Below are 25,848 nucleotides of genomic sequence, written 5' to 3'. Positions count from 1 at the left end.
CCTTTTATGACAGACCCGCTGATGATGTCCACGTGTTGTCCCCCGGATTCCGGGGAGGTGGTTCCGGTCATCCGTTGTGCCGGTCGCTGGTTTAACGAGATCCGTCCTGACACGGCCATGGCCGAGACGGTTGCGGGTTTTATTCGCCGCCGCTTCCTGCATGCCTATGGCGCTGAACCTTCTTTGCGCATACCTGCGCTCCTGGCCCTGACCACGGCCCAGGGCACACTTCTGGCAGCGGTCGGTGTTCGAAACGCTGCGTTGGAAAAGCTGTTTCTGGAAGACTATCTGTCGGTGCCGGTGGAATCGATGATGCGGGTTGCGGGTGTCGAACGCCATCGGATTGCCGAGATTGCCCATCTGGCCGGCGTTGAAGCCGGCGTCAGCCGTTTTCTGTTTGCCTCGCTGTCGGTGTGGCTGGATGGAGCCGGTTATGACTGGGTGGTGTGTACCGGCACAGACCAGCTGCGCAACAGTTTTCACCGCCTGGGCATTGACACCGAGGTTCTGGCGACGGCGGATCCTGCCCGGTTGCCCGATGGGGGCGCCGGCTGGGGGCGTTATTACGACCATCATCCGGTGGTGATGGCCATCCGGGTAGCTGATGGCATGTCAGCCCTCCGGAGTGCTGGTCTGCTCAGGCTGATTCAGCCCGTTGAGTCCGAAGCCGCCGGGAACGAAGCGATGGCAGGAGGCTCCTATGGCCACATTGCCTGAACTTCTGCAACGCCAGGCCGATAAGCAACCCTCAGGGATCGCGCTTCAGGGGCCCGATTCAGCGTTCAGCTATGCCCAGATGATGCAGGCGGCCGCTGCCCTGGCCGATCAGCTGACACGGTTGGGTGTCCGCCGGGCCGGTTTGTGTGGCGACAATTCCGTGGCCTGGATTCTTGCGGATCTGGCGTGCCTGCTGGCCGATGTGGTGTGTGTGCCGGTGCCGGTTTTTTTCTCCAGAACACAGACTCAGCATCTGACTGAACGTGCTGACCTTGATTGCCTGCTGTCTGCGGACAGAATCGATGGCGGCGAACACATCGGCCATGGCGTCTGGTTAAAGCATCTGCCTGTGTCTGCTGCCGGGGTCTGGATGCCGGAGCAGACTGCAAAGATCACCTTCACCTCTGGCAGCACCGGCAACCCCAAGGGCGTTTGCCTGTCGGTAGCCCAGATGACGGCCACCACGCTGGCATTGAAGGAGCGGCTGGATGGGGTCGAGCTTGAGAAGCACCTGTGCATCCTGCCGTTGGCCACACTGCTGGAGAACATTGCCGGTGTTTATCTGCCCCTGCTGATGGGCAGCACGGTGATGGTCGCTCCCTTGCAGGATCTGGGCATGACCGGCAGCAGTGGCCTGGAATTCGGGCGGCTGGTGCAGGGCATCAACAGACACCAGCCACACTCGCTGATCCTGGTTCCAGAACTTGCCATGGCGCTGGTGTCTGCGGCCGAACAGAAGCATCTTAAAAGCGATTCGTTCCGGTTTCTGGCGGTTGGCGGCGGACGGGTTTCCTCTGACCTGCTTGCCCGTGGCCGCGGTGCCGGCCTGCCCCTATACGAGGGTTACGGGCTGTCCGAGTGCAGTTCCGTGGTGGCATTGAACGTGCCAGGGACCGAACGCGAAGGGTCGGTGGGCAAACCACTCTCCCATGTTCAGGTAAAGGTGGAAGAGCGCGGCCACATTCTGGTGGCGGGCAATACCCATCTTGGCTACCTGGGGGATGAACCGGCAGGCGATGAATGGCTGGATACCGGTGATCTGGGTGCCCGGGATGCCGACGGTTTCCTGTCGGTCAGTGGTCGCGCGAAGAATCTTCTTATCACCAGCTTCGGCCGCAACATCAGCCCCGAATGGCTGGAAAGTGAGCTGATCCAGGCAATCGGCGCGCGCCAGGCGGTGGTGTTCGGTGATGGCGACCCCCGGCCTTCCGCCCTCGTGGTGGCGCAGGATGGCCGCTCACCGGACGCGTTGCGTTCCCAGCTGGAATCCCTGAACGACACCTTGCCCGACTACGCCCGTTTGTCCGGTGTCTATATCCGCCGTCAGCCTCTGAGTCAGGCCGACGGTTATCTGACCGCAAACGGACGGCCTGTACGCCAGCAGATTCAGGCCGACCTGCCGAGCCTGCTGGCCGGCGCATTTCCGGTTTTCATGAACCTTTCCATCTCAACCCCTGATTTTTCAAACACGCCAGGAGGATCTTTCATGGCATTTTTCGATCGACTGCAGTCCGAAACCGCGCAAGCCCGCGCCCACGTAACCGGCGCGCCCGTTATTGCAGCCATCCGCGAGGGTCGGTTCGATCTGACCGGCTATACCTGGTTCCTGACCCAGGCGTATCACCACGTCAAACACACCGTGCCTCTGATGATGGCCTGCGGCGGCCGTCTGCCCGAGCGTCTGGAATTCGTGCGCAAGGCGCTGGTGGAGTACATTGAGGAAGAGTACGGCCACCACGAGTGGATCCTCAACGATCTTGCGGCCTGCGGAGAAGACAAGGAAGCCATCCGTCATGGCAGCCCGGATACCTCCATCGAACTGATGGTTGCCTACCTTTATGACCGCATCAACCGCGGCAACCCGGCGGCGTTCTTCGGCATGGTTCAGGTGCTTGAAGGTACGTCGATTGAGCTGGCGACACCGCTTGGTGAGGCCATTCAGAAGCAGCTCGGGCTGCCGGATGAGGCCTTCAGCTATCTGTACTCTCACGGAGCCCTGGACCAGGAGCATTTTGAGTTTTTCCGGAACCTGATGAACGACATCACCGATCCGGAAGACCAGCAGGCCATCATTGAAGCGGCGCGCATGGTCTACCGTCTGTACGGCGATATGCTGCACAGCATTCCGTTGCCTGCGACTCGCAAGGAGCAGCATCATGAGGCTGCATGACCGGGTGTTCCTGCTGCTGGGTGGCACCGGCGGTATTGGCAAGGCACTGGTGGAACCTCTGGTCAGGGCCGGTGCCCGGGTGATTATTGCTTCCCGGCACCCGGAAAAGCTTGAGCACCGTGAGGGTGTCTCGCTTGCTCACCTGGACCTGGCAGCGCCGGATCTCGACCAGCAGCTGGATCGCCTGGGCGATGCCTATCCGGACATTGATGGCGTTATCCACTGTGCCGGGCAGAACCGGTTTGCCAGCCTGGGCAACATGGCTGTCAGTGACCTGGATGCACAGATCGCCGTCAATCTCCGGTCAGCGATGATTGTGGCCCGGCATTTTGCACCAAGGTTTGAAAAAGCGGGCCAGGGAGCGCTGGTGTTCGTGGGTTCTACCTTCGGCAGCATCGGTTTCCCCGGTTACACCGCCTACTGCGCCAGCAAGTTCGGTCTGCGGGGCTTCACCGAAGCACTGCGCCGGGAACTGGCCGATACCCGGGTCCAGGTCGTCTATGTGGCACCCCGCGCCACCGCCACGGATATGAATCCGGAGGCAGTGAACGAGCTTAACCGGGCCCTCGGCAATGCCATGGATGCGCCTGAAGCGGTGGCGTCGCAGATTCTCGCTGCCATGGAAAATGACGATCGCCGGCGCTACCTGGGCTGGCCGGAGAAGCTGTTTGTGGTGATCAACGGCATCCTGCCGCGAATTGTCGACAAGGCGATGCTGAAGCAATTGCCGGTCATCCGGCGGTTTCTGAATCCGGGAGTGTTGTCATGAAACGAGTGCTATTGGTGATTCTGTGCCTGGCGGCCCAGCCACTCTGGGCGGCGGCTCTGGAGACCGAACTGGCAGGTATCCAGCATCGCTGGGCGGAGATTCAGTATCAGGTACCGGCGGACGAGAAAGAGAAAGCCTTTGAGGGTTTGGCTGATGAGGCAGAACAGTTCGTCGCCCATTATCCGGGCCAGGCAGAGCCGTTGATATGGCAGGGTATTGTGCTCAGCACCTACGCCGGTGCCAAAGGTGGCCTGGGGGCCCTGGGGCTGGTGAAGGAGGCCCGTAAATCATTGGAAGCGGCCCTTGAGATTGATCCGGACGCGCTGGATGGTTCAGCCTACACCTCTCTTGGCAGCCTTTATTACCAGGTCCCTGGCTGGCCCCTGGGCTTTGGTGATGATGATAAGGCCCGGCAGTATCTGCAGAAAGCATTGGCCATCAATCCTGATGGCATGGATGCCAATTTCTTCTTTGGCGATTTCCTGCTGGACCAGGGCGAGCCGGAACGCGCCCGGAGTTATCTGCAGAAAGTCCTCGATGCACCCGACAGGGCCGGACGAGACGTCGCCGACGCCGGTCGGCGGGAAGAAGCCAGGAGCCGCCTGGACTCGCTCTGATTCGTCCTCTTCAGAACGGGTTTGCTTCCTGTCAGCGTGGGCTACACTCTTTAATGGAGAGGGGTGAATCGTCCGTCAGGAGGACGTGTTGTCCATGGCGTCAAGGTCCGGTAACGGGCAGCAAACTGCTTTGTCTGCCCGTTTTTTTCAGAAGCTGGCCTCAGGGGTTCCTGGAGTCCTCTTCGTATATTGGGTGAGTTCGGAAGGAGATTCCCACCGCTGTCCTTTTATCAGCGAACATGTGCAGTCGCTCTTTGGCATTGATCCCGCAGATCTGAGTGATAACGCGGATGCGATTTTCGCCATGATCCATCCGGAGGATGTTGATGCCGTTATGGCCAGTATCCGTGCCTCGGCAGACAGGTTGAATACCTGGAGCTATCGGGCCCGGCTCAGGCTTGAGCATGGCGGTTACGAGTGGTTCGAGGTTAATGCGGAGCCCGAGCGCCAGCCTGATGGCGGCACGCTCTGGTACGGCCAATTCCACAACATCCAGCACTACAAGAACCTGGAGCAGAGCCTGCGCGAAAGTGAGGCGGAGTTTTCCTTCCAGGCCGGGTTCCAGCGACTGATTGCCCGTCTCTCCACCGAATTCATCAATCTGGGATTTGGCACCATTGATCAGTGTATTGATGAACTTCTGAGATCCATCGGAACGTTTTTCAAGGTAGACAGGGCCTACCTGTACTGCTTTTCCGATGACTATTCCGTGATGACCAATACCCATGAGTGGTGCAGGGACGGTGTGCCCGCTCTGATCGACACACAGCAGGAGGTGTCGATCGACAGTTTTCACTGGTGGCAGGAACAGATCGAGGGGATGGTGAGTGGCAGCCGGGTGGTGTTTATTGAAGATGTCGACCGACTGCCCCGGGAAGCTGCTCCCGAGCGGGCACTGCTTCAGGAGCAGGGGGTGTCGTCGATGTTCTGCGTGCCTATCCGGGTACGCGGACGGGTAACGGGCTTTTTCGGCGTTGACTCCCTTCGCCGAAGAACCTGGCGTCTGGACCAGGCCGACCTGTTGATTATTGTTTCCGGCCTGTTATCGGGTGCCCTGGAGCGCAACCGCCTGGAAGAAGAGCTGCTGAACCAGTCCATTCGGGACCCGCTGACCGGCCTGCACAATCGCCGTTACCTGATGCCGAGGCTGGATGAAATGCTCGGCCGGAGCAACCGCCGGGGTGAGCGCTTCGCCCTGGCGATCTTCGACATCGATCACTTCAAAAAGATTAACGACTCCATCGGACACCTCGGCGGGGATTATATCCTGCAGCGGTTTGCCGACATTCTGATCAGCCAGACACGCTCCATGGATGTGGTTGCCCGCTTCGGCGGGGAAGAATTCATTGTTGTCTTCAGCGCTGTAGAGCACGGCGATGTACGACAGCTCGTCCAGCGAATTCTCGAAGCTGTGCATGAGGAGCGTTTTGTCTTTGATGACGATGAGATACCGGTGACCGTCAGCGCAGGTGTGGCCGGAATAGAGGAGTTCGTTGAGCGCCCTGCATCGCCGGATGCTCTTATCGCCGGGGCGGATTACCGACTGTACCTGGCCAAGGAGGCAGGGCGGGATTGTCTTGTTGATGCATCAGGAACATTCCGCATATAAAAAAAGATCATTTCACCTCATATTACCAAATAGTATATCCTTAGATTAAAATGGATATTTGGATCATTCAGAGGTGACTGCCATGAGCAACCCGATCGTTCAGCATTTTTTTGATGAACCCACCAATACGTTCAGTTACGTGGTGCGTGACCCGGACAGCCAGGCCTGCGCCATTCTCGATTCGGTCCTGGATTTTGATTACGCCGCGGGTCGCACCGATGTTCGCTCTGCCGATGAGATTATCGAGTACATCCGCAGCAACGATCTGAAGGTCGAGTGGATCCTGGAAACCCACGTCCACGCGGATCACCTGTCTGCCGCGCCCTACCTGCATGAGAAGCTGGGTGGCAAGACCGGCATTGGTGCGCACATTCGCGACGTACAGGAAATTTTCGGCAAGGCGTTCAATGCCGGTACCGAATTCCAGCGCGACGGAAGTCAGTTCGACAAGCTGTTCAAAGAGGGCGACACTTTTGCTATTGGCGGTCTGGAAGGACGCGTTCTGCATACGCCGGGGCATACCCCTGCCTGTCTCACTTATGTGATTGGCGATGCGGCTTTCGTCGGGGACACCCTGTTCATGCCGGACTTTGGCACAGCTCGCTGCGATTTCCCCGGTGGCGATGCCCGCACCCTGTACCAGTCCATCCAGAAGGTGCTGTCCCTGCCTGCGGAAACCCGAATTTTCCTGTGCCACGATTACAAGGCGCCCGGCCGCGATGAGTACCAGCACATGACCACCGTTGCGGAGCAGCGCGCCGCAAACATTCACGTCCACGAAGGTGTCTCCGAGGAAGAGTTCGTGAAAATGCGCACCGAGCGGGATGCGACCCTGGATATGCCACGGCTGATTCTGCCGTCCGTTCAGGTGAACATGCGGGCAGGCCACATGCCGCCGGCCGAGGACAATGGCCAGGTTTACCTGAAAGTACCGGTTAACCTGTTCTGAGATTCCTGATGAATCTTAAACGTTATCTGCCGATTCTGGACTGGGCGCCAACATACGGCCGTGATCAGGCCACCAGTGACCTGGTGGCCGCGATCATCGTCACCGTCATGCTCATTCCCCAGTCGCTGGCCTATGCTCTGCTGGCCGGGTTGCCCGCCCAGGTGGGGCTGTACGCCAGTATCCTGCCCCTGGTGATTTACGCCGTCTTCGGCACCAGTCGGACCTTGTCCGTCGGGCCTGTGGCCGTGGCCTCGCTGATGACGGCGGCGGCCCTGGCACCGCTGGCCGAGGCAGGAACTCCGGAATACGTGGCCGGTGCCGTTCTGCTGGCCGTTATGTCGGGGCTGATGCTGACGCTGATGGGGGTGCTTCGGCTCGGGTTCCTGGCCAATTTTCTGAGTCACCCTGTGATTTCCGGCTTTATCACGGCCTCTGGCATTGTGATTGCGGCCAGCCAGTTGAAGCATATATTCGGAATTCAGGCCTCCGGCCATAACCTGTTGGAAATCGGTCAGTCACTTTTCCAGTCCATTGGCGATACCAACCTGGCCACCCTGTCTGTTGGCGCCGGGGCGCTGTTGTTTCTGGTGCTGGCCCGCAAACGCTTGAAGCCACTTCTTATGGCGATGGGCCTGGCACCGAGAATGGCCGACATTCTGACCAAAACCGCGCCCATTCTGGCGGTTCTGGTGACCACCCTGGTGGCCTGGCAATTCCAGCTTGATGGCCAGGGTGTGCGACTGGTCGGGAATGTACCCCAGGGGCTCCCGGAGTTCACCATGCCGAGCCTGGATATGGGCTTGTGGCAGCAACTGTCGGTCAGCGCCTTGCTGATCAGCGTTGTCGGTTTCGTGGAGTCGGTGTCCGTGGGTCAGACTTTGGCGGCCAAACGGCGCCAGCGCATCGATCCTGACCAGGAGCTGATCGGCCTGGGGACCGCCAACCTGGGCGCCGGCTTTTCCGGGGGTATGCCGGTTACCGGTGGTTTCTCCCGTTCCGTCGTCAACTTTGATGCCGGGGCCGAGACCCCGGCCGCTGGCGCCTACGCCGCCGTCGGTATAGCCATGGCGACGCTGTTCCTGACACCGGCCATCGCCTATCTGCCCCAGGCGACGCTCGCCGCCACCATTATTGTTGCGGTAGCCACACTGATTGATCTTCCGGCCCTGGGTCGAACCTGGCGCTATTCCCGCACCGACTTTGGAGCCATGCTCGCAACCATCGTGCTGACCCTGGTGCACAGTGTCGAGGCCGGTATTATCGCCGGGGTGGCGCTGTCCATCGGGCTGTTCCTGTATCGAACCAGTCGGCCCCACAGTGCGGTTGTTGGCCGTGTGCCCGGTACCGAGCATTTCCGCAATGTGCTTCGTCACGATGTTGAACTGTGCCCGAAGGTGACCTTCCTCCGTGTAGATGAGAGCCTGTACTTTGCCAATGCCCGGTTTCTCGAGGAAACCGTGATGGATCTGATGATCCGGGAGCCAGAGCTCAAGGACCTGGTGCTGGTGTGTCCGGCAGTGAACCTGGTGGATGCCTCTGCGCTCGAAAGTCTGGAGGCCATCAACGAGCGTATGAAAGATGCAGGGGTCAGATTGCATCTGGCGGAAGTGAAAGGCCCGGTAATGGACAAGTTGAAAGGGACGGAACTGCTTTCCCATCTGGGTGGCGAGGTTTTCCTGAGTACTTATGAAGCCTGGCAGCGCCTGACCGACCTCGGCAAACTCGAAAAACAGGTCGCCTGATCAATCTGGGCTCGCTTGCACCGGGGGTGGGGCGAGCCGCTATGATGTCATTCCCGACCCCGTTGCTGCGGTAAGTTCACTATGGGCATGACTGAAAACCTGCTATCCACCAGCCAGTGGATCATCACGCTTCTGCTCTTTCTGGTGATTCTGGTCCGGGCGCTGCGCTCGATTGACTGGCAGGCCTTTCGCAAGGACAACGCACTCCAGCACTCGTTCTTCGGTGCTGCCGTGGTGCTGGGTTTTGTCTGGCAGTTGCGGGCCGGCATTTCACCCGGCCTCGCCATCCACGTTTTTGGTATCACGGTGATCACGCTGATGCTGGGGTGGGCCCTGGCAGTGCTGGCGGGCCTTATGGCACTGGTGATCACGGTGATCACCGGTCGCGAGCCTCTGATCATGTTTGCCGCCAACGGGCTGATCACGGTGATGGTGCCTGCCATTGTCAGCCACGGCATCATGCTGTGGGAGCGCCGACGGGATTTTCGGAACTTCTTCGCCTACATCTTCTTCTGCGGGTTCTTCGGTGCGGGCATTTCTGTAGCGGCGGCCGGCACGGTCATGTGCCTGATGCTGTGGACCAGCGGCGTCTACACGTTTGATGAACTGGTGCACGAGTACATCCGTTACCTGCCACTGTTCATGATTCCTGAGGGATTTGTGAACGGCACCTTTGTAACCGGCCTGATGGTGTTTCATCCCGACCGGCTGACCACGCTGGACCAGAGACGGTATCGCTAGGGTGATCCGCCCTAGCGACCCTCGCCCCGGGCCACAACGGGATTGAGCATGTCACCGCTCTTGCCGGACTCTGCCTGTGCCCGCCAGTGACGGGTCCAGCCCAGCACTTCACCGGAAGGCATGGGGCGGGCAATGCCGTAACCCTGAACGAAATTGCAGCCCATCCGGCGCAGTGCCCGGGCATGCTCCATGGTTTCCACGCCCTCGGCCAGAACCGGGTGGGCGAACCGCTGGGCCAGGAAGATCACGCTCTCCACAATGGCATGGTCGCTGGCATCCTCAAGCATGTTCCGAACAAAACTCTGGTCGATCTTGATAATGTCCACCGGCAGGGTGCGCAAATAGGTCAGCGATGAGAAGCCGGTGCCAAAATCGTCCAGCGCCACCTGAAGGCCAAGGCTCTGGCAATGCGCCAGAACATTGCTGGCCCGTTGGGTATCCTCCAGGGCGGTTGATTCCAGCACCTCCAGGGTGATCTGGCCGGGCGCTATCTCGGGATGGCTGTGCAGATAACTCTCAAGATAGTCGGCAAAGGAGCGGTCCATCAGGTGTTGAGCGCTGATGTTGATGCTGACCGCCAGATCCTCGCCAGCCTCTTTCCAGGTGTTCATCTGGTGAATCGCTTCTTTCAGTACCCACTGTCCCAGTGGTACTTCCAGATGACTGTTCTCCACAATCGGCAGAAACTCGCCCGGTGAGACAAGCCCTTTCTGGGGATGATTCCAGCGGATCAGCGCCTCGAAACCGAACAGCTGGCAATCGGTCACGCGGATCTGGGGCTGGAAAAACAGTTCGAACTCCTCGTTTTCCAGAGCACGTGTGAGTTCCATCAACTGGTTGCGTCGGTTCCGGCGATGTTCGTCCAGCCCGGGATCGAAAAAGTGATACTGGTTGCGGCCTTTTTCCTTGGCGGAATACATGGCCTGGTCGGCGTGACGAATAAGGCCTTCCGCCTCTGATCCGTCTTCCGGGTAGCGGGTGATGCCAAGACTGGCTGTGAGGGTGACGGTTTGATCGCCCACGGCGACGGGGTCGCCTACAGTGGCCAGGATCCGCTGGTACACCGCATCGTGGTTGTCGTCCCCCTGCAGCAGGAGGACGAATTCGTCGCCACCGATGCGAGCCACGGTGTCGCCGCTCCTCAGAGCACGGGTCAGTCGCTCGGCGAGGGTTCTGAGGGCCTGGTCGCCCGCCAGATGGCCCCATTTGTCATTGATAGCCTTGAAGCCATCCAGGTCCAGATAGCACACGGACACAGTGCGATGTTGCCGGTCGGCGTGATTACGGGCCGTGCGCAGGCGCTCTTCCAGCAACTGGCGGTTGGGCAGGCCGGTCAGGTCGTCGTAGTTGGCTGCCCGGTCCAGCTCACGCGCATGGTTCTTGAGCGCCGTGATATCAGAGAACGCTGCCACGTGGTAATACTGCCCCGGCTCCTCCAGATGGACACGGCTGATGGAAAGCAGTTCAACATACTCTTCACCGTTTTTCCGCCGGTTCCAGATTTCGCCCCGCCAGTGGTCGGTTTTCTCGATGGTGCGCCACATGGAGCGGTAGTACTCACCGGAGTGGCGGCCAGAGCTGAGGATCGCCGGGTTCAGTCCCAGAACTTCCTGCCGGCTGTAGCCGGTGATCCGTGAAAACGCGGGATTCACATCCAGGATCCGATTGGACTGGTCGGTGATCAGGATGGCTTCGTGGCTGCGATCGAACACGCTGGCCGCGATGCGCAGGCCCCGTTCGCCGTGCTTCCGGTCCGAGATATTGTTCTGAATGGCGATAAAGCCGGGTGCGACGCCCTGTTCGTTGCCGATTGGAACGCAATAGGTATGCACCCAGTAAGGTTCGCCGGCCCGGGTGTAATGGAGGATGTCTTCCTCAATGACCTCGGCCTTGTGCAGCTTCTGGTTGATGCGTTTGATGGTGTCAGGGTCTGTGTCCGGCCCGTACAGCACTTCCTTTGGCAGACGTCCGCGCACCTCCTCAAGCTGATACCCCGTGTGCTCCTCAAAACTGGGGTTTACCCATTCAATGCGACCGGCATCATCCAGCATCACCAGAAAATTGGGTGTGACCGACGCAATCATTGCCAGGCGATTGGGGTCGATGTCTGCGGGCGGTGCAATCGTGGTGGGGGATCTGGGCATGAGAGTAAGTAATGTGTGCTCCGGCGTGTCAATTTACGAACTCCCCTCCCTGTGAGACCTGTCGTAAGTGTCAGGGCATGCTACCGGAATAGACCTGAAAAGCCATGGGTAAATGGTCTGGATGAGTTGATAGATGTCAGTTTTGCGCCAATTACCTATCGGTCAGCGCCAGCGCGAGTGTTTCTGGAGTTTGCGTTGCAGGGTGCGGCGGTGCATGTTCAGAGCCCGGGCCGTGGCAGAGACGTTGCCCTCGTTCTCGTTGAGAACCCGCTGGATATGCTCCCACTCCATTTCCTCGACTGAAGGCGGCTCCGCCCGGAGATCGGGTGGTGCATCGATCGGCTCGAACCCGGCCAGCAGCTGGCTGACCGTGACCGGCTTGCAGAGGTAGTTTACCGCGCCCCGGCGCATGGCCTCGACCGCTGTGGCGATGCTGCCGTAGCCGGTGAGCACCAGTATTTCCAGATCCGGATGCATATCCAGGAGCTCTGGCAGAAGCTGGAGCCCGCTTTCGCCTGCCAGGTTCAGATCAAGAACGCACCGATGGAAATGTCCTTCCGACAGGAGAGTTTTCGCCTCCTGGTGCCCGTGGGCAAGCTGGGCCTCAATACCCTGGCGGGCAAGTGAACGCTGAAGCACTTGCAAAAAAGCGTCGTCGTCATCAATCAGTAGCCAAGCCTGTTGTTTGCTCACGCCTGTTCTCCCCATGGGCTGTTGGTCGCTGACGCTATTGGCAGCTCAATGATGACGGTGGTGCCTTCGGCGCTGCCGCGGGCTTTCAGGTTACCGCCAAGACGCTGGATGGTAGCGTTGGAGAGGAAAAGGCCAACTCCCAGCCCGTTCTCTGAACTGACCACCCTCTCCCCGAGCGTACCTTCCGGGGTGGATTCCAGACCGTCGCCGTGGTCCTCGACAACCAGTTCCATCAGGCCGTCGGCACTTTCCCGGGCGGACACGGCGACCCAGGACGGGCTGGCTGTCACCGCGTTGGCCAACACATTGAGCACGGCCTGATCGAGGGTGGCGTCCACGGCCACCGGGCAGTCCGGCACCGGCTGTCGCCATTGAATGGCTGCACCCGGCCATAGCAGAGTCGCAGATTCCCGGAGTCGGGCAACCCAGTCCCGGGCGCTCAGGGTCTCCAGTTGTGCGGTTTTGGCCTGCATGGCGGCGGTGGACAGCTGTTGCAGGTGGCCGCTGCACAGCCCCAGTTGCGTTTCCATCAGGGTAAGGTCGTCCGCCAAGGGGTCGTTGCCGGCAACTGCCGATTTCATTTCCTCCACCAGCAGGGTCATGGTGTTCAGTGGTGTGCCCAGACGATGGGCGACGGCAGCGGCGGACAGCCCCAGGGCGATGATCTGTTCATCCCGAAGCCGAGTCTCCCGTATCTGGGCAAGCTGGGCCTGTTGCTGGCGCAAACGTCGGGCCAGCGCGCCGACAACCAGGAGCAGGATAGCGGCAGTGGTGGCGAAGGTGACCCACATGCCAACAAGATGCAGTTGGGCGAGGTTGGCACTGTGATGTTCGTGGGTTATCGGGGTATGCCAGATCACCAGGCCGGTGTAGACCGCCACCCCTGCGACGGTGACGGCAATACTCTGGCCCAGAGGCACCAGCACAATGGCAACGGCGATGGGCAGCAGTAACAGGGAAACCAGAGGGTTGGTGTAGCCCCCAGTCAGGTAAAGCCAGGCTCCGATCAGAAGCAAATCGACGATCAGCGCCAGGCTGACGGCCTTGGTCGAGCGCGGCGGGCGCCGGGTGAACCAGAGCCAGGCCAGGGTCGCCAGAACGCTATAGGCAAGAGGCAGGATAACCGCTTCGGCCCGATGTGCCAAGGTTACCATGGTTTCCGCCACGGCAATAGAAATCAGCTGCAGCGCAACAATAGTCAAACGCATGCCCAGCAGATAGCGGGCAGTCTGTTGAAAACCGGTCTGTGAGTGGGTTAGCCATTCCATGCATCGGATTCTATCAGCAGTGCCGCCAGAGCGGCGGGAAATCGCATCCCAGATTGCCTGGCGTCAATCGGCGAAGAAACAGGCCAGCTGCTGACGCACAACATCACCTCGCAACTGCAGCGGTCGGTTGCCGACATCATAAACCCTCACGGCAGCGGCTGGTGCTGTGGAGCGTGTTCCAATTTCGGGAGATTCGCCAAGAATGTCCGGAGAGTACCGGCACTGATCGGCCTCCGGGAACAGAGCAGCAAAGGCAATGCCTGTCTCGACCAGATCCTGGAAAAAATGCGAGCCATAGGAAAGGTCTGGCACCATGTGCCCGGCGTTCTCCGATACTTCCACCAGAGCGGCTACCCCGGCAATGTCCGAGAAGCGCACGGGAACGCCCAGTTCTGGGCTGGACGTGCCCCAGCGCCCGGGCCCGATCAGCAGGGTCGGAGCATGTGTTGACCGAACCTGCTCGCCAACAAGGCGGGCTACCTCGAAGCGTTCGCTGGTTGAGAGCTGGCTGTAAATGCCTGCATCCACGCGGATGACCCTGTTCAGGGTCAGGTTGATGTTGCCTCCCATGAAGTGCCCCTCGGTGCGGAAAAGCAGATTCTTCCCGGGAATGTTGTCTGGCAGGTTGACCGGTCCGGTTTCCCCCACGGTAGCCAGGGGGCGGCACTGAACCAGATTGAACGACGGATCGCCATCTTGATCGAGATGCAGCGTGAATTCCACATCGACCGGGTGCCGGTAACCTGCTTCCAGGGTTTTCAGCAGGCAGGAAAGTCTTTTGATAAAGGCGCCCTGCTGTACCAGCGGCCGGAATGTCAGGCGCCAGACCGGGCCTTGCAGGCCTATTCGTTCGGCCCGGTTGGTGGCCTCCCGGTCCACTTCCGCCAGGTGTGACATGGGCAGCTCCACGGCGCTTTCCAGCACCTGGCTGAGTGGCCGGGTATCGAGTGCGCCGTCCTGCAGGTCTAGAAGGTCCACCAGATGTTGGGAGAACCGGTAGGACTCATCCTGGTTGCGAAAAGGTTGGCGCAGGGGATGGTCCAGTGCCATGACACAGGCATGGTCGCCTTCGATGCGGTCCACCGCCCGGGTTCCCAAGCCCATCACCAGCCGAACCATGCCCGCTTTCGGGTCCATGTTGCTGTCCCAGGCAAAGGTGTTGCGGGAGACGCCAACGCCGGCTGCATCGGGGAGATAGTAGCGGCCGTGGAAACGGCCGTTTACCCGTTGGATCAGCAGCGCCATGGGCTCTTCCCGCTGATCCAGGCCTCGCTGCTTGCGGTAATGCAGAGCGTCTTCACTCATGGACGATGCATACACCTGTCGGATGGCATCTTCCAGAGAGGCCAGACGATCTTCCGGTGAGCCCTGGTTGACCAGGAACACGCTCTCGTACTTGCCGGCGAAGGCGTTACCGAAACCATCTTCTTGCAGGCTCGATGAACGCACCAGAATCGGATACTGGCCGTAATGATCCAGGAGCCGTTCCAGCTCGGGCCTGATCTCATCGGGAAACTGGCCAGCAAGAATAGCCTCCTGCAATGCCGGCGCCTCTGCCAGGTAACCGGCTTCCGAACGCTGGCGCATGATTGCCGACCACAAGCCGTTGTGCACCAGGAATGCGTAGTAGGCATCGGTGCCGAGGTAACTTGAATCGTGAGGCTCCAGGTAGTGTTGCCACAGCGCCGGTTCTTCCTTCTGCAAAATATCTCGCGCGATCAGCATGCCGGTTGCCTTGCCCCCGATGGAGCCACTGCCGACCAGACGGCTTCGAATCCCGAGCAGGTCTTCCAGCGACAGATAACGTCTGGCCAGCTCCAGAATTTGCGGATCGCGGCTGATCAGCACTTGCAGAACCTGGGTCTGTAACTCGGCAATGCCGTTTTCGTCCTGTTCAGACAGCGCCCGGCTTGCGTCCTGAAACAGGCGGTCCCAGTAGTCGAGCAGAGGCTGGCGGTGCAGGTGCTCCCGTTCCAGGCTGGCCTGCAACCGGGTTGCATCGCTGCTGTCGGTGATTGGCTGGAAACGACCATTTTCCTCGCGGTGAGGCAGGAACATGGTGGGCGATTGCCGGCGCCACGCCTTGATGGGGTGAATCTGGACGTTGTCGCCATGGCGATGGACGTCGATCATTACCTGGGTGGTTTCGCGAATGCGGTCCAGAGTCATTCGGGAGTGCCGGTCCGGGTGCAGGGCAAACCAGGCAACGGTATCCAGTTCAAACAGGAACGGGCAGATTACCCGGAAGAAGTTGCCCACCATGGCATCTGTGGCCCAGGCATTGAGCAGTTCGCTGAGGCTGTCGCACACGTAAAATGCGCCCCGGCCATGCTGCTCGATCAAATGCCAGACCCGGCTGGTAAAGCTCTCGAAGCCTCCGAGCGCGTCGATCTTGATGGTCCGAACCGCGTCGTGCTCTTCGATTATGGGAGGGTGCTCGCCAAAGCGCAGATAAATGATCTGCCTTCCGGCATCCGCGGCGGCGTTCAGAAAGGGCAGTACGAACCGGCGATAATCTTCAAGGTCGGAGACCCGCCAGACCACGTTATCGCCGATTCGCAAACGATCGAGAACCTCATCCAGCCCGGCCAGGCCGGTGGAGACCTTATCGGCAGGCTGGAGAGGTTCTTTGTTGCTCATGGACAGATCAGATCACGCCCATGGCGTTCATCGCCCTGGCCACACGGAGGAAACCGGTGATGTTGGCGCCCAGCACATAGTTGCCCTCGGAGCCGAACTCGGCGGCGGTTTCAAAACAGTTCTTGTGGATATCGATCATGATTTCCTCAAGGCGCTTCTGGGTGTAGTCGAAGGTCCAGGAGTCGCGGCTGGCGTTCTGCTGCATTTCCAGGGCAGAGGTGGCAACCCCGCCGGCGTTGGCGGCCTTGCCCGGGCCATAGGCCAGCTTTGCGCTCTGGAAGATGTCGATGCCCTCCGGTGTAGTGGGCATGTTGGCACCTTCGGCAACGGCAATGCATCCGTTCTCAACCAGTGTCTTGGCATCTTTGCCGTTGAGTTCGTTCTGAGTGGCGCATGGCAGGGCTACGTCACAGGGCACACTCCAGATATTGCCGCCTTCAACGTATTTTGCGTCTTTGTGAAACTCAGTGTAGGCGCTGATACGACGACGCTCTACCTCTTTGATCCGTCTGAGCGTCTGCAGGTCAATGCCTTTTTCGTGCACGATCATGCCGCCCGAATCGGAGCATGCAACAACCCTGGCGCCCAGTTCGTGGGCCTTTTCGATGGCGTAGATAGCCACGTTGCCGGAGCCTGAAACCACCACGGTTTTTCCGTCCAGGGAGTCGCCACGGGCTTTCAGCATTTCCTGGGTGAAGAACACCGTGCCATAGCCGGTTGCTTCGGTACGGGCGCGGCTGCCGCCCCATTCCAACCCCTTGCCAGTGAACACCCCGGATTCATAGCGGTTGGTGATGCGCTTGTACTGGCCGAAGAGATAGCCAATCTCGCGGCCACCCACGCCGATATCGCCGGCTGGAACGTCGGTATACTCGCCGAGATGACGATAGAGCTCGGTCATCAGGCTCTGGCAGAAACGCATGATTTCATCGTCGGATTTGCCCTTGGGATCAAAATCGCTGCCGCCCTTGCCGCCCCCGATGGGCAGGCCGGTCAGGGCGTTCTTGAAGATCTGCTCGAAGCCCAGGAACTTGATAATGCCCAGATAAACGGAGGGGTGAAAGCGCATGCCGCCTTTGTAGGGGCCCAGGGCACTATTGAACTCGACGCGGAACGCACGGTTGATGTGGATCTCGCCATTGTCGTCCTGCCAGGGCACACGGAAGATGATCTGGCGCTCGGGCTCGCAGATACGCTGGATGATTTTTTTCTCGGCGAACTCGGGGTATTTCACGAGAACAGGGCCGAGGGTCTCAAGAACCTCATGGACAGCCTGGTGAAATTCGCTTTCACCGGGGTTTCGGTGCAGTACGTCCCGGAAGATGGGTTCCAGCTTCTCGTCGAGTTTTGCAGTCATGTCAGTCAAGCCCTCGGAATACGCCTATAGAACGCTGCAGCAAGGCGGCAGCATAGAAAAAAGGGAATCGATTGCACCACAAAGGTGCATATAAGGGCAAGTGGGCTCATTGGGCAGTGACTTTCCACATGGGAATACCTCCAATTGGGTGCGGCATTGTGTCCCACGCCAGGATGGCCCTGGCGCCATAGACTATGGCCTTCGAGCAAGACCCTCTTGATGACTTTGGCAGTAAGAAGGATTCCTGACAGATGCCTACCAAACTCCTGGTTCGTTGTATCGGGCTCAGCCTGGCCGGTTGTACCTTGTCCCCGTTTGTTCAGGCCGAAATTGAACAGGTGGATCAGATGCTTATCCGGGTGACGGAGGGGCAATCTTCGGAAATCGCCCGGCTGAATGAATCCGCATTAAGCCAGGAGCCGGTAGCGCGTCTGTCTGTCGACCCTTCAGTGTCGCTTTCCCGGATGGGCGGTCGCGGGCTGGAACCGGTCATTCGGGGCCAGAGTCAGGAGCGGGTGGATGTGCTTCTGGACGGCATTCGCGTTGAAGGGGCCTGCCCGAATCGCATGGACCCGCCGACCAGTCGTTTGAGTTCGGCGCTGGCGCCCTTGCTGGAAGTGCGTACCAGCAACCAGACCCTGCGCTGGGGCCCGATTACCGGTGGCCAGGTGGTTGCCACTACCGCGGCGCCGGTGTTTGACGGCTCCGGGACCACGGGTCATCTGACTGTTGGCGGCGCTGACAACGGCAATGGCAAGCTGGTCAATGGCAGTGCCGCAGTGGGCAGCGACAGTGCCTGGCTTCGCCTCGCAGGGGGATACGACGAGGCGGACGATTACGAGGACGGCGACGGCAACGAGGTCCGCAGCGCCTACAAGAACTCCGAGGCTCGCCTGGATGCGGCGTGGAAGGCGGATAATGGTTTCTTCATCAAGGGTCTGGTGAGCCGGCAGGAAGAGCGGGATGTCAAATACGCCGGCTCCGGCATGGATGCGCCGAAAACCGATACCGACATCATGCGCCTGGAGCTCGGTTCTCCGCTGGCGAACGGCAACTGGAACCTGCTGGCCTGGCAGGCGGATGTCGACCACATCATGGATAACTTCAGTCTCCGTGAATCCATGATGAAAATGCTGACGGATTCCGAGACCGAAACCCGGGGCTTGCGTCTGACCCTGGATCAGAGCCCGGATGCCCGAACAGACTGGGCCATTGGCGCCGATGTTGAGACCAATAACTGGTACGCCGAACGGTTCGGCGGAGCCGATCTTGATGTGCTCACCTCCGTACTCTGGCCCGACGTGGATCGAGACCGCTTCGGCCTCTTTGCCGAGCGCTTCTACCGGGTAACTCCCGAATTGAAGCTTGGCGGTGGCGTGCGCTACGACCGCGTGGAAATGTCTGCAGCGGCAGCCGATGATGTGTTCGGCAGTGGCATGATGGCCATGTCCGCGGCCGACGCCTACGAGTCGATCTACGGCACCACGAACACCGATGTTGCCGATGATAATTTCAGCGGTTTTGTCAGCAGCGATTGGCGATTCTCTCCGGTCCAGTCGATGATGGTTACGGCCAGCCACAGCGTCCGCAGCCCGGGCGTGACGGAGCGTTACATTGCCAGCTGGAACAACATGGACCCGTCCAGGCGCTGGGTAGGCAACCCTGCACTGGACCCTGAGACCCACCGCAAGCTGGAACTGGCGATGCCCGGCCAGAGTAACGGCTGGAACTGGCGTCCGGCCGTGTGGGTGGATCAGGTGAATGATTTTGTCCTGCGTACCCGCAATGCTGACCAGGTCAGCGTCTACCGCAATATTGATGCGCGGCTGATGGGCGTTGAAGCACAGCTTGGGTGGAGCAATGGCACCTGGAACACCAACAGCAGCCTGGCATCGGTTCGGGGTGAAAATCGCGACGATAACCAACCGCTGCCGCAGATTCCGCCGGTGCAGTTTGTTCAGACCCTTGGCTGGCAGCGCATGGGCCATGCCCTTGAACTGGAGTGGGTGCTGGCCCGCCGCCAGGATCGGGTAGATCTGGAATCCGGTCAGGATCCCGGCACGTCCCCGGGTTATGGCGTGCTGAACCTGTCCGGCAGTCACCCTCTTGCAGACTATCTGAGTGTTACCTGGGCCGTGGATAACCTGTTCGACAATACCTGGGCACCCCATGTCAGTCGGGCCAACACTGATCCATTTAATCCCGAAGCCGTAAGAGTTAATGAGCCTGGCCGGACCCTGCGTGCCGCACTGACAGCCAGGTGGTAAGACCTTGTATGGCGGTTACCCGTTTCTCATAGCTGGCGGGTGACATTGATGCCCCGGGTGGATCCAACTCCTCCACCCGGGGCTTTTTTGTTCCTGCTCAATGTAAGCCCTGCCTCAGCCTGTTAAACTTCTTGTTAATTAAAGAATATGCTTATAACCAAAACAAGGTGGCTGTATGCATCCGGCGGGACGCTTTTTCAATGTGATTGTGTTGGCGCTCATGCCTGCGTGGGCAACGGCTCAACCGGATTACGAGGTTGTGGAACGAGTCACTCTCCGTGAAACGATCCATCTCGATGGCGTCATTGAGGCCGTACAGCAAAGTACCGTCTCTGCCCAGACCAGTGGCACTGTCCAGAGCCTTCCCTTCGATGTGGATGATTCCGTGACCGCCGGTGAGCTGATTGTCCAGCTGGAGGACAGTGAGCAGCGATCCCGTTTGCGCCAGGCACAAGCCGGGCTGGAAGAGGCCGAGGCCGCGCTGGTGGACGCACGCCAGCGGTTTAACCGGATTGAGGCAGTCCACGAACGGGGCCTGGTATCCCGGCAGGAGTTTGATCAGGCCCGTAATAATCTGGTCGCGGCCAGGGCCCGGGTAGAGCGCGCCAGGGCTGCGGTTGCCGAGGCTGAGGAGCAACTTTCCTATACCCGTGTGGTGGCGCCCTATGGCGGCATCCTCACCGAACGCCACGTTGAGGTTGGCGAAGCGGTCAATCCCGGCCAGCCGCTGCTCAGTGGCTTGTCCCTGGAGCAACTGCGGGTTGTCGTCGACCTGCCCCAGAAATACGCCGAACTGGCACGCACGGAGCGTCAGGCCCAGGTTACCCTGGCCGACGGCCGGGTGCTGGAAACCGGTGAAATGACTTTCTATCCCTATGCGAATCCGCAAACCCACACCTTCCGCCTGCGGATGCGCCTGAGTGAGCCCAACGGTTCCCTGTTTCCCGGCATGTTGGTGAAAGTCAGCGTGCCGGTTGCCACCCGGGAGGCCCTGTGGGTTCCGTTCAGCAGCCTGATTCAACGCAGTGAACTCAGGGCGGTATTTGTGCTCGATGATCAGGATCAGCCCAGGCTGAGGCAGGTTCGCACCGGGGCGCGAGACAATGGCCGGCTGGAGATTCTTGCGGGCCTGAGCGAGGGCGAGCGGGTAGTCACAAATCCGTCTGTACTGGTGGGCAGCGAGCGACTGAATCCGCTTGAAAGAACGGGCGAGGAGTCGAATCCGTGAGCCGTGATCTGCCGCCCGTTGGTCCATCCGGTGCCATCGCCCGGGTTTTCCAGAACAACCATCTGACACCGCTGCTGGCCATTCTGGCAATTATTCTGGGCATCCTGGCCATGGTGGTCACGCCCAAAGAAGAAGAGCCCCAGATTGACGTCACTATGGCCGATATCATGGTGGCCTTTCCCGGCGCCAGCACCCGGGAGGTGGAAAGCGCGATTGCCACGCCTGCCGAACAGGTGATGAGTGAGATCCAGGGCGTAGAGCACGTTTATTCCGTGTCCCGCCAGGGGCAGGCGGTGATCACGGTGCAGTTCGAGGTGGGTATTCCGCGGCAGGAAGCCCTGGTGCGGCTGTACAACCAGGTGTACTCCAACCAGGACTGGCTGCCGCCCAACCTGGGCGCGACCCAGCCGGTGATCAAGCCCAAGGGCATCGATGATGTGCCGGTGATGACACTCACTCTCTACGATCCGGTCAACGGCCATACGGGCGAGGAACTGACCCGTCTGGCGCACATGCTGGAAGTGGCCTTGAAGCGGGTTCCCGGCACCCGGGATGTCTATACAACCGGTGGCATTCCGGATCGCGTCGATATCCGCTTTGATCCGGCATTGTTGGCCGGCTTCAACCTGACCATCGACGATATCCGTAACGCCCTGGCGGCGGCCAACACCAGCAGCCAGGAGGCCCGGATTACCCAGGATAACCTGTCGATACCTGTCCAGGCCGGAACGCTTCTGGAAACCGTGGAGGATGTCCGGCGCCTGGTGGTGGGTATGTACAACGGCGCAGCGGTGTACCTGGAAGATGTGGCGGATGTCAGCCGCGGTGGCACCGTGGTGGACCAGAGCGTGATGACCGGATTCGGGCCGGCCCACGAGGCCGGCCCGGTGAGGTTTACCCGGCGGTGACCCTGGCCATCGCCAAGAAGCCGGGCGAGAACGCCATCAACATCACCACGGCCATTGAAGAGCGTCTGGAGCAGTTGCGCAACCGGGCCCTGCCGGAATCCGTGGAGGTTCTGGTGACCCGTGATTACGGTGTGACCGCCTCCCAGAAAGCCCGCAAACTGATTACCGATCTAATCTCCGCCACCCTATGCGTTGTGCTGCTGGTGCTGGCGGCCATGGGTTGGCGCCAGGCGCTGATTGTCGGCATTGCGGTGCTGATTACCCTGCTGCTGACCCTGGTGTTCTCCTGGGCCTGGGGCTTCACCCTGAACCGGGTCTCCCTGTTTGCGCTGATCTTCTCCATCGGCATTCTGGTGGACGACGGCATCGTGATCACCGAGAACATCAACCGGCGCATCCAAAACACCCGGCGAGCGGTGAAGGACATTATTCCCGTTGCGGTAGACGAGGTGGGCACCCCCACCATTATGGCCAGCCTCACCATCATGGCGGCTCTGATTCCGATGGCGTTTGTCAGTGGCCTGATGGGCCCCTACATGAGCCCGATTCCGATCAACGCATCGGCCGGTATGGTGCTGTCGCAGATCGTGGCCTTTGTGGTGGCGCCCTGGTTGGCTTTCAGGCTGCTAAAACACAAGAAGGGCGAGCAGGCCGCCGAAGCCGAGGAGGCTTCCAGCTCTGCCGATGGCGTCAGTCCATTGTCCCTGCGAATTTTCCGAACCGTGCTCGGGCCGTTCCTGGGCGAGCATCCCTGGCGGCGCCGTTTGCTGGCTCTGGGTGTGGTGGGCCTGACCCTGGCGGCCACCTCCCTGCCGGTGTTCCAGGCAGTGATCCTGAAGATGCTGCCCTTCGACAACAAGTCCGAGCTGCAGGTGGTGGTGGATATGCCCGAACGCACGCCCATGGAGCAGACCCAGCGGGTGTTGATGGAAATGGGCAGCTACCTGGAAACGGTGGATGAGGTGGCCAACTGGCAGACCTACGCCGGCACCGCATCGCCGATCAACTTTAACGGTCTGGTCAGGCAATACTACCTGCGTGGCGACCCTTACCACGGCGATATCCAGGTCAATCTGGTTCATGAGGAGCGCCGGGACCGGCAGTCCCACGAGATTGCCCAGTCCCTCCGGGGTCCGCTGACTGAAATCGGCAAGCAGTACGGTGCCAGCGTCAAGATTGTTGAGGTTCCGCCTGGTCCGCCAGTGCTGTCACCCGTGGTGGCCGAAATCTACGCGGTGGATGAAACCCGCCGGGCGGAACTGGCCCGGCAGGTGGCCGAGGGCATGACCGAGGTGGATGGCCTAGTGGATATCGATACCACGCTTGAGGCACCCACACGGCAGTGGGAAGTGGTTGTGGATCGGGACCGCGCGGCAAGGCTTGGCGTGTCCCAGGCCCAGGTGGTCGGTGCCCTCCAGACGGCCCTGGGCGGTACCAGTGTCAGCTTCCTGCACGATGACCATGCCAAGTACCCGGTTCCGATCCGGGTGATCCTGGGTGAGGGCGACAAGGCCCAGCCTTCGGTCCTGCTGTCCCTGAACGTGCGCAGTCGTGATGGCAACTTGGTTCCTTTGGCGAGTATTGCAGACGTTCGCGAGGCCGACTGGATGGGCGCGATCTACCACAAGGATTTGCTGCCGGTGACCTACGTGACGGCGGATATGGCTGGAGAGGTCGATTCGCCGCTGTACGGCATGTTTGCCATGGTCGAGCGCCTGAACAAGCAGGAAGGGGCGCCGGAGCAGTATTTCATCGATCAGCCCCCGTTGCCGGAAAAAGGCACCCTGAAATGGGACGGTGAATGGCAGATTACCTACGAAACCTTCCGGGATATGGGGGCCGCCTACAGCGTGGGCGTGTTCATGATCTTCGTGTTGCTGGTGGCCCAGTTCCGCTCCTACATCCTGCCGCTGGTGATCATGGCGCCCATTCCCCTGACGATGATCGGGATCATGCCCGGCCATGCCCTTCTGGGGCGGGAATTTACCGCGACCAGCATGATCGGCATGATTGCCCTGGCCGGAATCATCGTGCGCAATTCCATCCTGCTGGTGGTGTTTATCCGGCAGTTGATCGAGGAAGGTGTCGAACTGGACGAAGCGGTGGTCCTGGCCGGCGCGGTGCGCATCAAGCCCATCGCCCTGACGGCGATTTCGGCGATGGTGGGGGCGTACTTCATCCTGAACGATCCGATTTTCAACGGCCTGGCGATATCCCTGGTGTTCGGTCTGGCCATGTCCACGTTACTGACCGTGCTGGTGGTGCCCCTGCTGTATTACACCCTGGCGCGCTGCAAGTGGGTGTGACGCGGGGTGTTTACGCCTGGCATGGCACCAGGACGCTGTCGGAACTGATGATCCGGTTCCGCCCCGCGTTCTTGGCGTTATAGAGGTACTCGTCGGCACGGCCGATCAGGCTGCGAAGGTCGGCGCCGTCCGGACCAAACTGGGCAATGCCGCCGCTGATGGTGAGCCTGATGGCCTGGTCCTGATAGGACACGGGGTTTGACTCGATCTCATTCCGGATCTTTTCGGCCACCCGATGAGCCTGGTCTGCGGTGGTGTTGGTGAGCAGAATGGCGAACTCTTCACCGCCCAGTCGTGTGGCAAGATCGGTTGCTCTCAGCGATGCCCGCAGTGTGCCGGCAACATGCCTGAGCGCCCGGTCGCCCGCCTCGTGACCATGTTGATCATTGACCTGTTTGAAGTGGTCCAGGTCCAGCACCAGCATGGACAGCGGGGTTCCGTTGCGGAGGCTGCGTTTGCGCTCCTGCTCGAAAACGTCGCTCAGGCGTGCGCGGTTGGCGAGACCTGTCAGCGCATCGGTCTGGGCCATTTTCAGCAGGCGTGATTCGGATTGCTCGCGGGTGATCTCGTAAATGTGGGAGAACGCGAGAATGGTCAGCGACATCAGCCCCATATTGGCAACCGGAAGCGGCTGCATCATCTCCGGAGCATCGTGGTATTTGAAGAAGAAAATCACGGCCGCCGTACCCATGAAAACAGCGGATACCAGGAGGCCCAACCGCCGCCCCATCAGAAGATGGGAAAGGATGGGGATCAACAGGACCCAGGCGAATACGGTGGTTGTGGCGCGGGGCGATGTGAGTGCGAACATCATGGTGATGCAAAAGGGCAGGATGAACGCCAGGATCCAGCGTTCAAGGTGCTTGGTGTTTCGGATCGCCCAGAAAATGACAACCGAGTAGCACGCCATGCCAATCTCGGCAAAGGCCAGGGGGTAGTTCCCTCTCTGTATGTTGAGCATAAAGAACAGCAGACCGCTGATTGCTGTGAGGATCAGCAGCGTTTTTAGCACGGCTTTGCGGTACGGACGGGCAAGGTGCTTCTGTGATTCCCTATAGCTTTCCATGGGTCTGGTCTGGGTATCCGGGGCGCTGGAGCGATATGTATAAAGAGAATGCACATACCGCAGGATTCGGCTATTAGAGCAGAAATCAGGCAGTGTAGCCTTTGGTCTTCGACTAAAGTCTACATCTCAGAGGTTCCTTAACGAGTCGGCCAGTAGCGCTGCATTTCCACGAACAGGAAAGAGGCGCTCCAGGTGATCAGAACCAGTCCGGCCAGCGACTCTATGCCGGTGAGAAAGCGCAGAATACCGAAAGGTTCGATATCGCCGTAGCCAAGAGTCGTGAAGGTGGTGAAGGAAAAGTAGGCGCAGTCCAGGATGCTGCCGCTGAAATTGCCGGTTAAATGGCCCCAGCCCTCGGCGTGGTGCATGAAATAGAAGGCACTGGCAAAGATCCAGACCTGGAGGGTGTGAGCGGCAAGAATGCCGAAGACGGCAGCGATCAGTCGGAAACGGTGGCTCTGGCGCATTCTCGACAGAAGGCTGCTTAAATTCAGGAGCACTTCGTGATGGATCAGCACCACAACGGCAACGATCAGCCCGTTAATGAGCGTTGCGTTGAGAAGATTGACATGGTGTTCTGCTGCCAACAATGATGCTCTCCGTTGCCATGACTGAAAAAACACTGCGTAAAATTGACGCAGGAATTCGGCTAGTCCG

17 protein-coding genes and 1 pseudogene are annotated in these 25,848 nt (G+C 59.9%); 11 read left to right on the top strand and 7 right to left on the bottom strand.

The features are described 5' to 3' along the window. Window positions 1-6 precede the first annotated feature (6 nt). The 8 genes from ABNF92_RS09600 (at window position 7) to ABNF92_RS09565 (ending at window position 9,314) form a co-directional block, all read left to right on the top strand. Window positions 7-717: a thermostable hemolysin gene (locus ABNF92_RS09600; RefSeq protein WP_349344017.1), complete on the top strand. Its 711-nt coding sequence runs from the start codon at window positions 7-9 to the stop codon at window positions 715-717. Next, window positions 701-2,887, top strand: a complete 2,187-nt coding sequence (locus tag ABNF92_RS09595; RefSeq protein WP_349344016.1) for an AMP-binding protein — start codon at window positions 701-703, stop codon at window positions 2,885-2,887. Before ABNF92_RS09600 ends, ABNF92_RS09595 begins: the two co-directional genes overlap by 17 nt. Continuing rightward, window positions 2,874-3,656 (top strand): SDR family oxidoreductase, encoded by a 783-nt coding sequence (locus ABNF92_RS09590; RefSeq protein ID WP_349344015.1) that lies wholly within the window; start codon window positions 2,874-2,876, stop codon window positions 3,654-3,656. Before ABNF92_RS09595 ends, ABNF92_RS09590 begins: the two co-directional genes overlap by 14 nt. Next, window positions 3,653-4,273 carry a tetratricopeptide repeat protein gene (locus ABNF92_RS09585; protein ID WP_349344014.1) on the top strand — a complete coding sequence of 207 codons (621 nt, stop codon included), beginning with the start codon at window positions 3,653-3,655 and terminating at the stop codon, window positions 4,271-4,273. The genes ABNF92_RS09590 and ABNF92_RS09585 overlap by 4 nt, the downstream gene beginning before the upstream one ends. A 94-nt stretch (window positions 4,274-4,367) precedes the next feature. Continuing rightward, window positions 4,368-5,882, top strand: coding sequence for a diguanylate cyclase (locus ABNF92_RS09580; RefSeq protein WP_349344013.1), 1,515 nt, complete (start codon window positions 4,368-4,370; stop codon window positions 5,880-5,882). 82 nt (window positions 5,883-5,964) lie between these two features. Then, window positions 5,965-6,831: an MBL fold metallo-hydrolase gene (locus tag ABNF92_RS09575; RefSeq protein ID WP_349344012.1), complete on the top strand. Its 867-nt coding sequence runs from the start codon at window positions 5,965-5,967 to the stop codon at window positions 6,829-6,831. Window positions 6,832-6,839: 8 nt separating this feature from the next. Then, window positions 6,840-8,573 carry a sulfate permease gene (sulP, locus tag ABNF92_RS09570; protein ID WP_349344011.1) on the top strand — a complete coding sequence of 578 codons (1,734 nt, stop codon included), beginning with the start codon at window positions 6,840-6,842 and terminating at the stop codon, window positions 8,571-8,573. A gap of 81 nt (window positions 8,574-8,654) precedes the next feature. Then, entirely contained in the window at window positions 8,655-9,314 is a 660-nt protein-coding gene (locus ABNF92_RS09565; protein ID WP_069182635.1) for an energy-coupling factor ABC transporter permease, read from the top strand. Window positions 9,315-9,325: 11 nt separating this feature from the next. Here ABNF92_RS09565 and ABNF92_RS09560 read toward each other — a convergent pair whose 3' ends face one another. The 5 genes from ABNF92_RS09560 to gdhA all read right to left on the bottom strand — a co-directional run bounded on the left by ABNF92_RS09560 (window position 9,326) and on the right by gdhA (window position 17,416). Further along, window positions 9,326-11,458 carry an EAL domain-containing protein gene (locus ABNF92_RS09560; protein WP_349344010.1) on the bottom strand — a complete coding sequence of 711 codons (2,133 nt, stop codon included), beginning with the start codon at window positions 11,456-11,458 and terminating at the stop codon, window positions 9,326-9,328. 162 nt (window positions 11,459-11,620) lie between these two features. Beyond that, window positions 11,621-12,151: a response regulator gene (locus ABNF92_RS09555; protein WP_349344009.1), complete on the bottom strand. Its 531-nt coding sequence runs from the start codon at window positions 12,149-12,151 to the stop codon at window positions 11,621-11,623. Then, complete coding sequence (locus ABNF92_RS09550) at window positions 12,148-13,419, bottom strand: HAMP domain-containing sensor histidine kinase (RefSeq protein WP_349344008.1); 1,272 nt, start codon at window positions 13,417-13,419, stop codon at window positions 12,148-12,150. Before ABNF92_RS09550 ends, ABNF92_RS09555 begins: the two co-directional genes overlap by 4 nt. Window positions 13,420-13,482: 63 nt before the next feature. Next, complete coding sequence (locus tag ABNF92_RS09545) at window positions 13,483-16,059, bottom strand: PEP/pyruvate-binding domain-containing protein (RefSeq protein WP_349344007.1); 2,577 nt, start codon at window positions 16,057-16,059, stop codon at window positions 13,483-13,485. A 7-nt stretch (window positions 16,060-16,066) separates the two neighbouring features. Beyond that, window positions 16,067-17,416, bottom strand: coding sequence for an NADP-specific glutamate dehydrogenase (gene gdhA / locus ABNF92_RS09540; protein ID WP_349344006.1), 1,350 nt, complete (start codon window positions 17,414-17,416; stop codon window positions 16,067-16,069). 251 nt (window positions 17,417-17,667) lie between these two features. On the opposite strand from gdhA, the gene ABNF92_RS09535 reads away from it, so the two are divergent. The 3 genes and pseudogenes from ABNF92_RS09535 to ABNF92_RS09525 all read left to right on the top strand — a co-directional run bounded on the left by ABNF92_RS09535 (window position 17,668) and on the right by ABNF92_RS09525 (window position 24,125). Then, complete coding sequence (locus tag ABNF92_RS09535) at window positions 17,668-19,683, top strand: TonB-dependent receptor (protein ID WP_349344005.1); 2,016 nt, start codon at window positions 17,668-17,670, stop codon at window positions 19,681-19,683. 220 nt (window positions 19,684-19,903) lie between these two features. Next, the gene (locus ABNF92_RS09530) at window positions 19,904-20,911 is read left to right on the top strand and encodes an efflux RND transporter periplasmic adaptor subunit (RefSeq protein WP_349344074.1); all 1,008 of its coding nucleotides are present in this window, start codon (window positions 19,904-19,906) and stop codon (window positions 20,909-20,911) included. Continuing rightward, window positions 20,908-24,125 (top strand): annotated as a pseudogene (locus ABNF92_RS09525) (efflux RND transporter permease subunit). The gene ABNF92_RS09530 and the pseudogene ABNF92_RS09525 overlap by 4 nt, the downstream one beginning before the upstream one ends. A gap of 10 nt (window positions 24,126-24,135) precedes the next feature. On the opposite strand, the gene ABNF92_RS09520 reads toward ABNF92_RS09525, so the two are convergent. Beyond that, window positions 24,136-25,191, bottom strand: coding sequence for a GGDEF domain-containing protein (locus ABNF92_RS09520; RefSeq protein ID WP_349344004.1), 1,056 nt, complete (start codon window positions 25,189-25,191; stop codon window positions 24,136-24,138). Window positions 25,192-25,328: 137 nt separating this feature from the next. Next, on the bottom strand, window positions 25,329-25,778 hold the full coding sequence (locus ABNF92_RS09515; RefSeq protein ID WP_069182848.1) for a potassium channel family protein: 450 nt from the start codon (window positions 25,776-25,778) through the stop codon (window positions 25,329-25,331). Window positions 25,779-25,848 lie beyond the last annotated feature (70 nt).

The sequence above is a fragment of the Marinobacter sp. MMG032 genome, from assembly GCF_040112695.1.
In the GTDB taxonomy this organism is placed as follows: domain Bacteria; phylum Pseudomonadota; class Gammaproteobacteria; order Pseudomonadales; family Oleiphilaceae; genus Marinobacter; species Marinobacter salsuginis.
This window is presented reverse-complemented; position numbering and strand designations above follow the sequence as displayed.

Excerpts from the sequence above, each read along its gene's own strand:
- ABNF92_RS09580 (WP_349344013.1), top strand. The coding sequence starts at position 4,368 with ATGGCGTCAAGGTCCGGTAACGGGCAGCAAACTGCTTTGTCTGCCCGT.
- gdhA (WP_349344006.1), bottom strand. The coding sequence starts at position 17,416 with ATGACTGCAAAACTCGACGAGAAGCTGGAACCCATCTTCCGGGACGTA.
- sulP (WP_349344011.1), top strand. The coding sequence starts at position 6,840 with ATGAATCTTAAACGTTATCTGCCGATTCTGGACTGGGCGCCAACATAC.
- ABNF92_RS09590 (WP_349344015.1), top strand. The coding sequence starts at position 2,874 with ATGAGGCTGCATGACCGGGTGTTCCTGCTGCTGGGTGGCACCGGCGGT.
- ABNF92_RS09520 (WP_349344004.1), bottom strand. The coding sequence starts at position 25,191 with ATGGAAAGCTATAGGGAATCACAGAAGCACCTTGCCCGTCCGTACCGC.
- ABNF92_RS09560 (WP_349344010.1), bottom strand. The coding sequence starts at position 11,458 with ATGCCCAGATCCCCCACCACGATTGCACCGCCCGCAGACATCGACCCC.
- ABNF92_RS09535 (WP_349344005.1), top strand. The coding sequence starts at position 17,668 with ATGCCTACCAAACTCCTGGTTCGTTGTATCGGGCTCAGCCTGGCCGGT.
- ABNF92_RS09550 (WP_349344008.1), bottom strand. The coding sequence starts at position 13,419 with ATGGAATGGCTAACCCACTCACAGACCGGTTTTCAACAGACTGCCCGC.
- ABNF92_RS09600 (WP_349344017.1), top strand. The coding sequence starts at position 7 with ATGACAGACCCGCTGATGATGTCCACGTGTTGTCCCCCGGATTCCGGG.
- ABNF92_RS09545 (WP_349344007.1), bottom strand. The coding sequence starts at position 16,059 with ATGAGCAACAAAGAACCTCTCCAGCCTGCCGATAAGGTCTCCACCGGC.
- ABNF92_RS09585 (WP_349344014.1), top strand. The coding sequence starts at position 3,653 with ATGAAACGAGTGCTATTGGTGATTCTGTGCCTGGCGGCCCAGCCACTC.
- ABNF92_RS09530 (WP_349344074.1), top strand. The coding sequence starts at position 19,904 with ATGCCTGCGTGGGCAACGGCTCAACCGGATTACGAGGTTGTGGAACGA.
- ABNF92_RS09565 (WP_069182635.1), top strand. The coding sequence starts at position 8,655 with ATGGGCATGACTGAAAACCTGCTATCCACCAGCCAGTGGATCATCACG.
- ABNF92_RS09575 (WP_349344012.1), top strand. The coding sequence starts at position 5,965 with ATGAGCAACCCGATCGTTCAGCATTTTTTTGATGAACCCACCAATACG.
- ABNF92_RS09595 (WP_349344016.1), top strand. The coding sequence starts at position 701 with ATGGCCACATTGCCTGAACTTCTGCAACGCCAGGCCGATAAGCAACCC.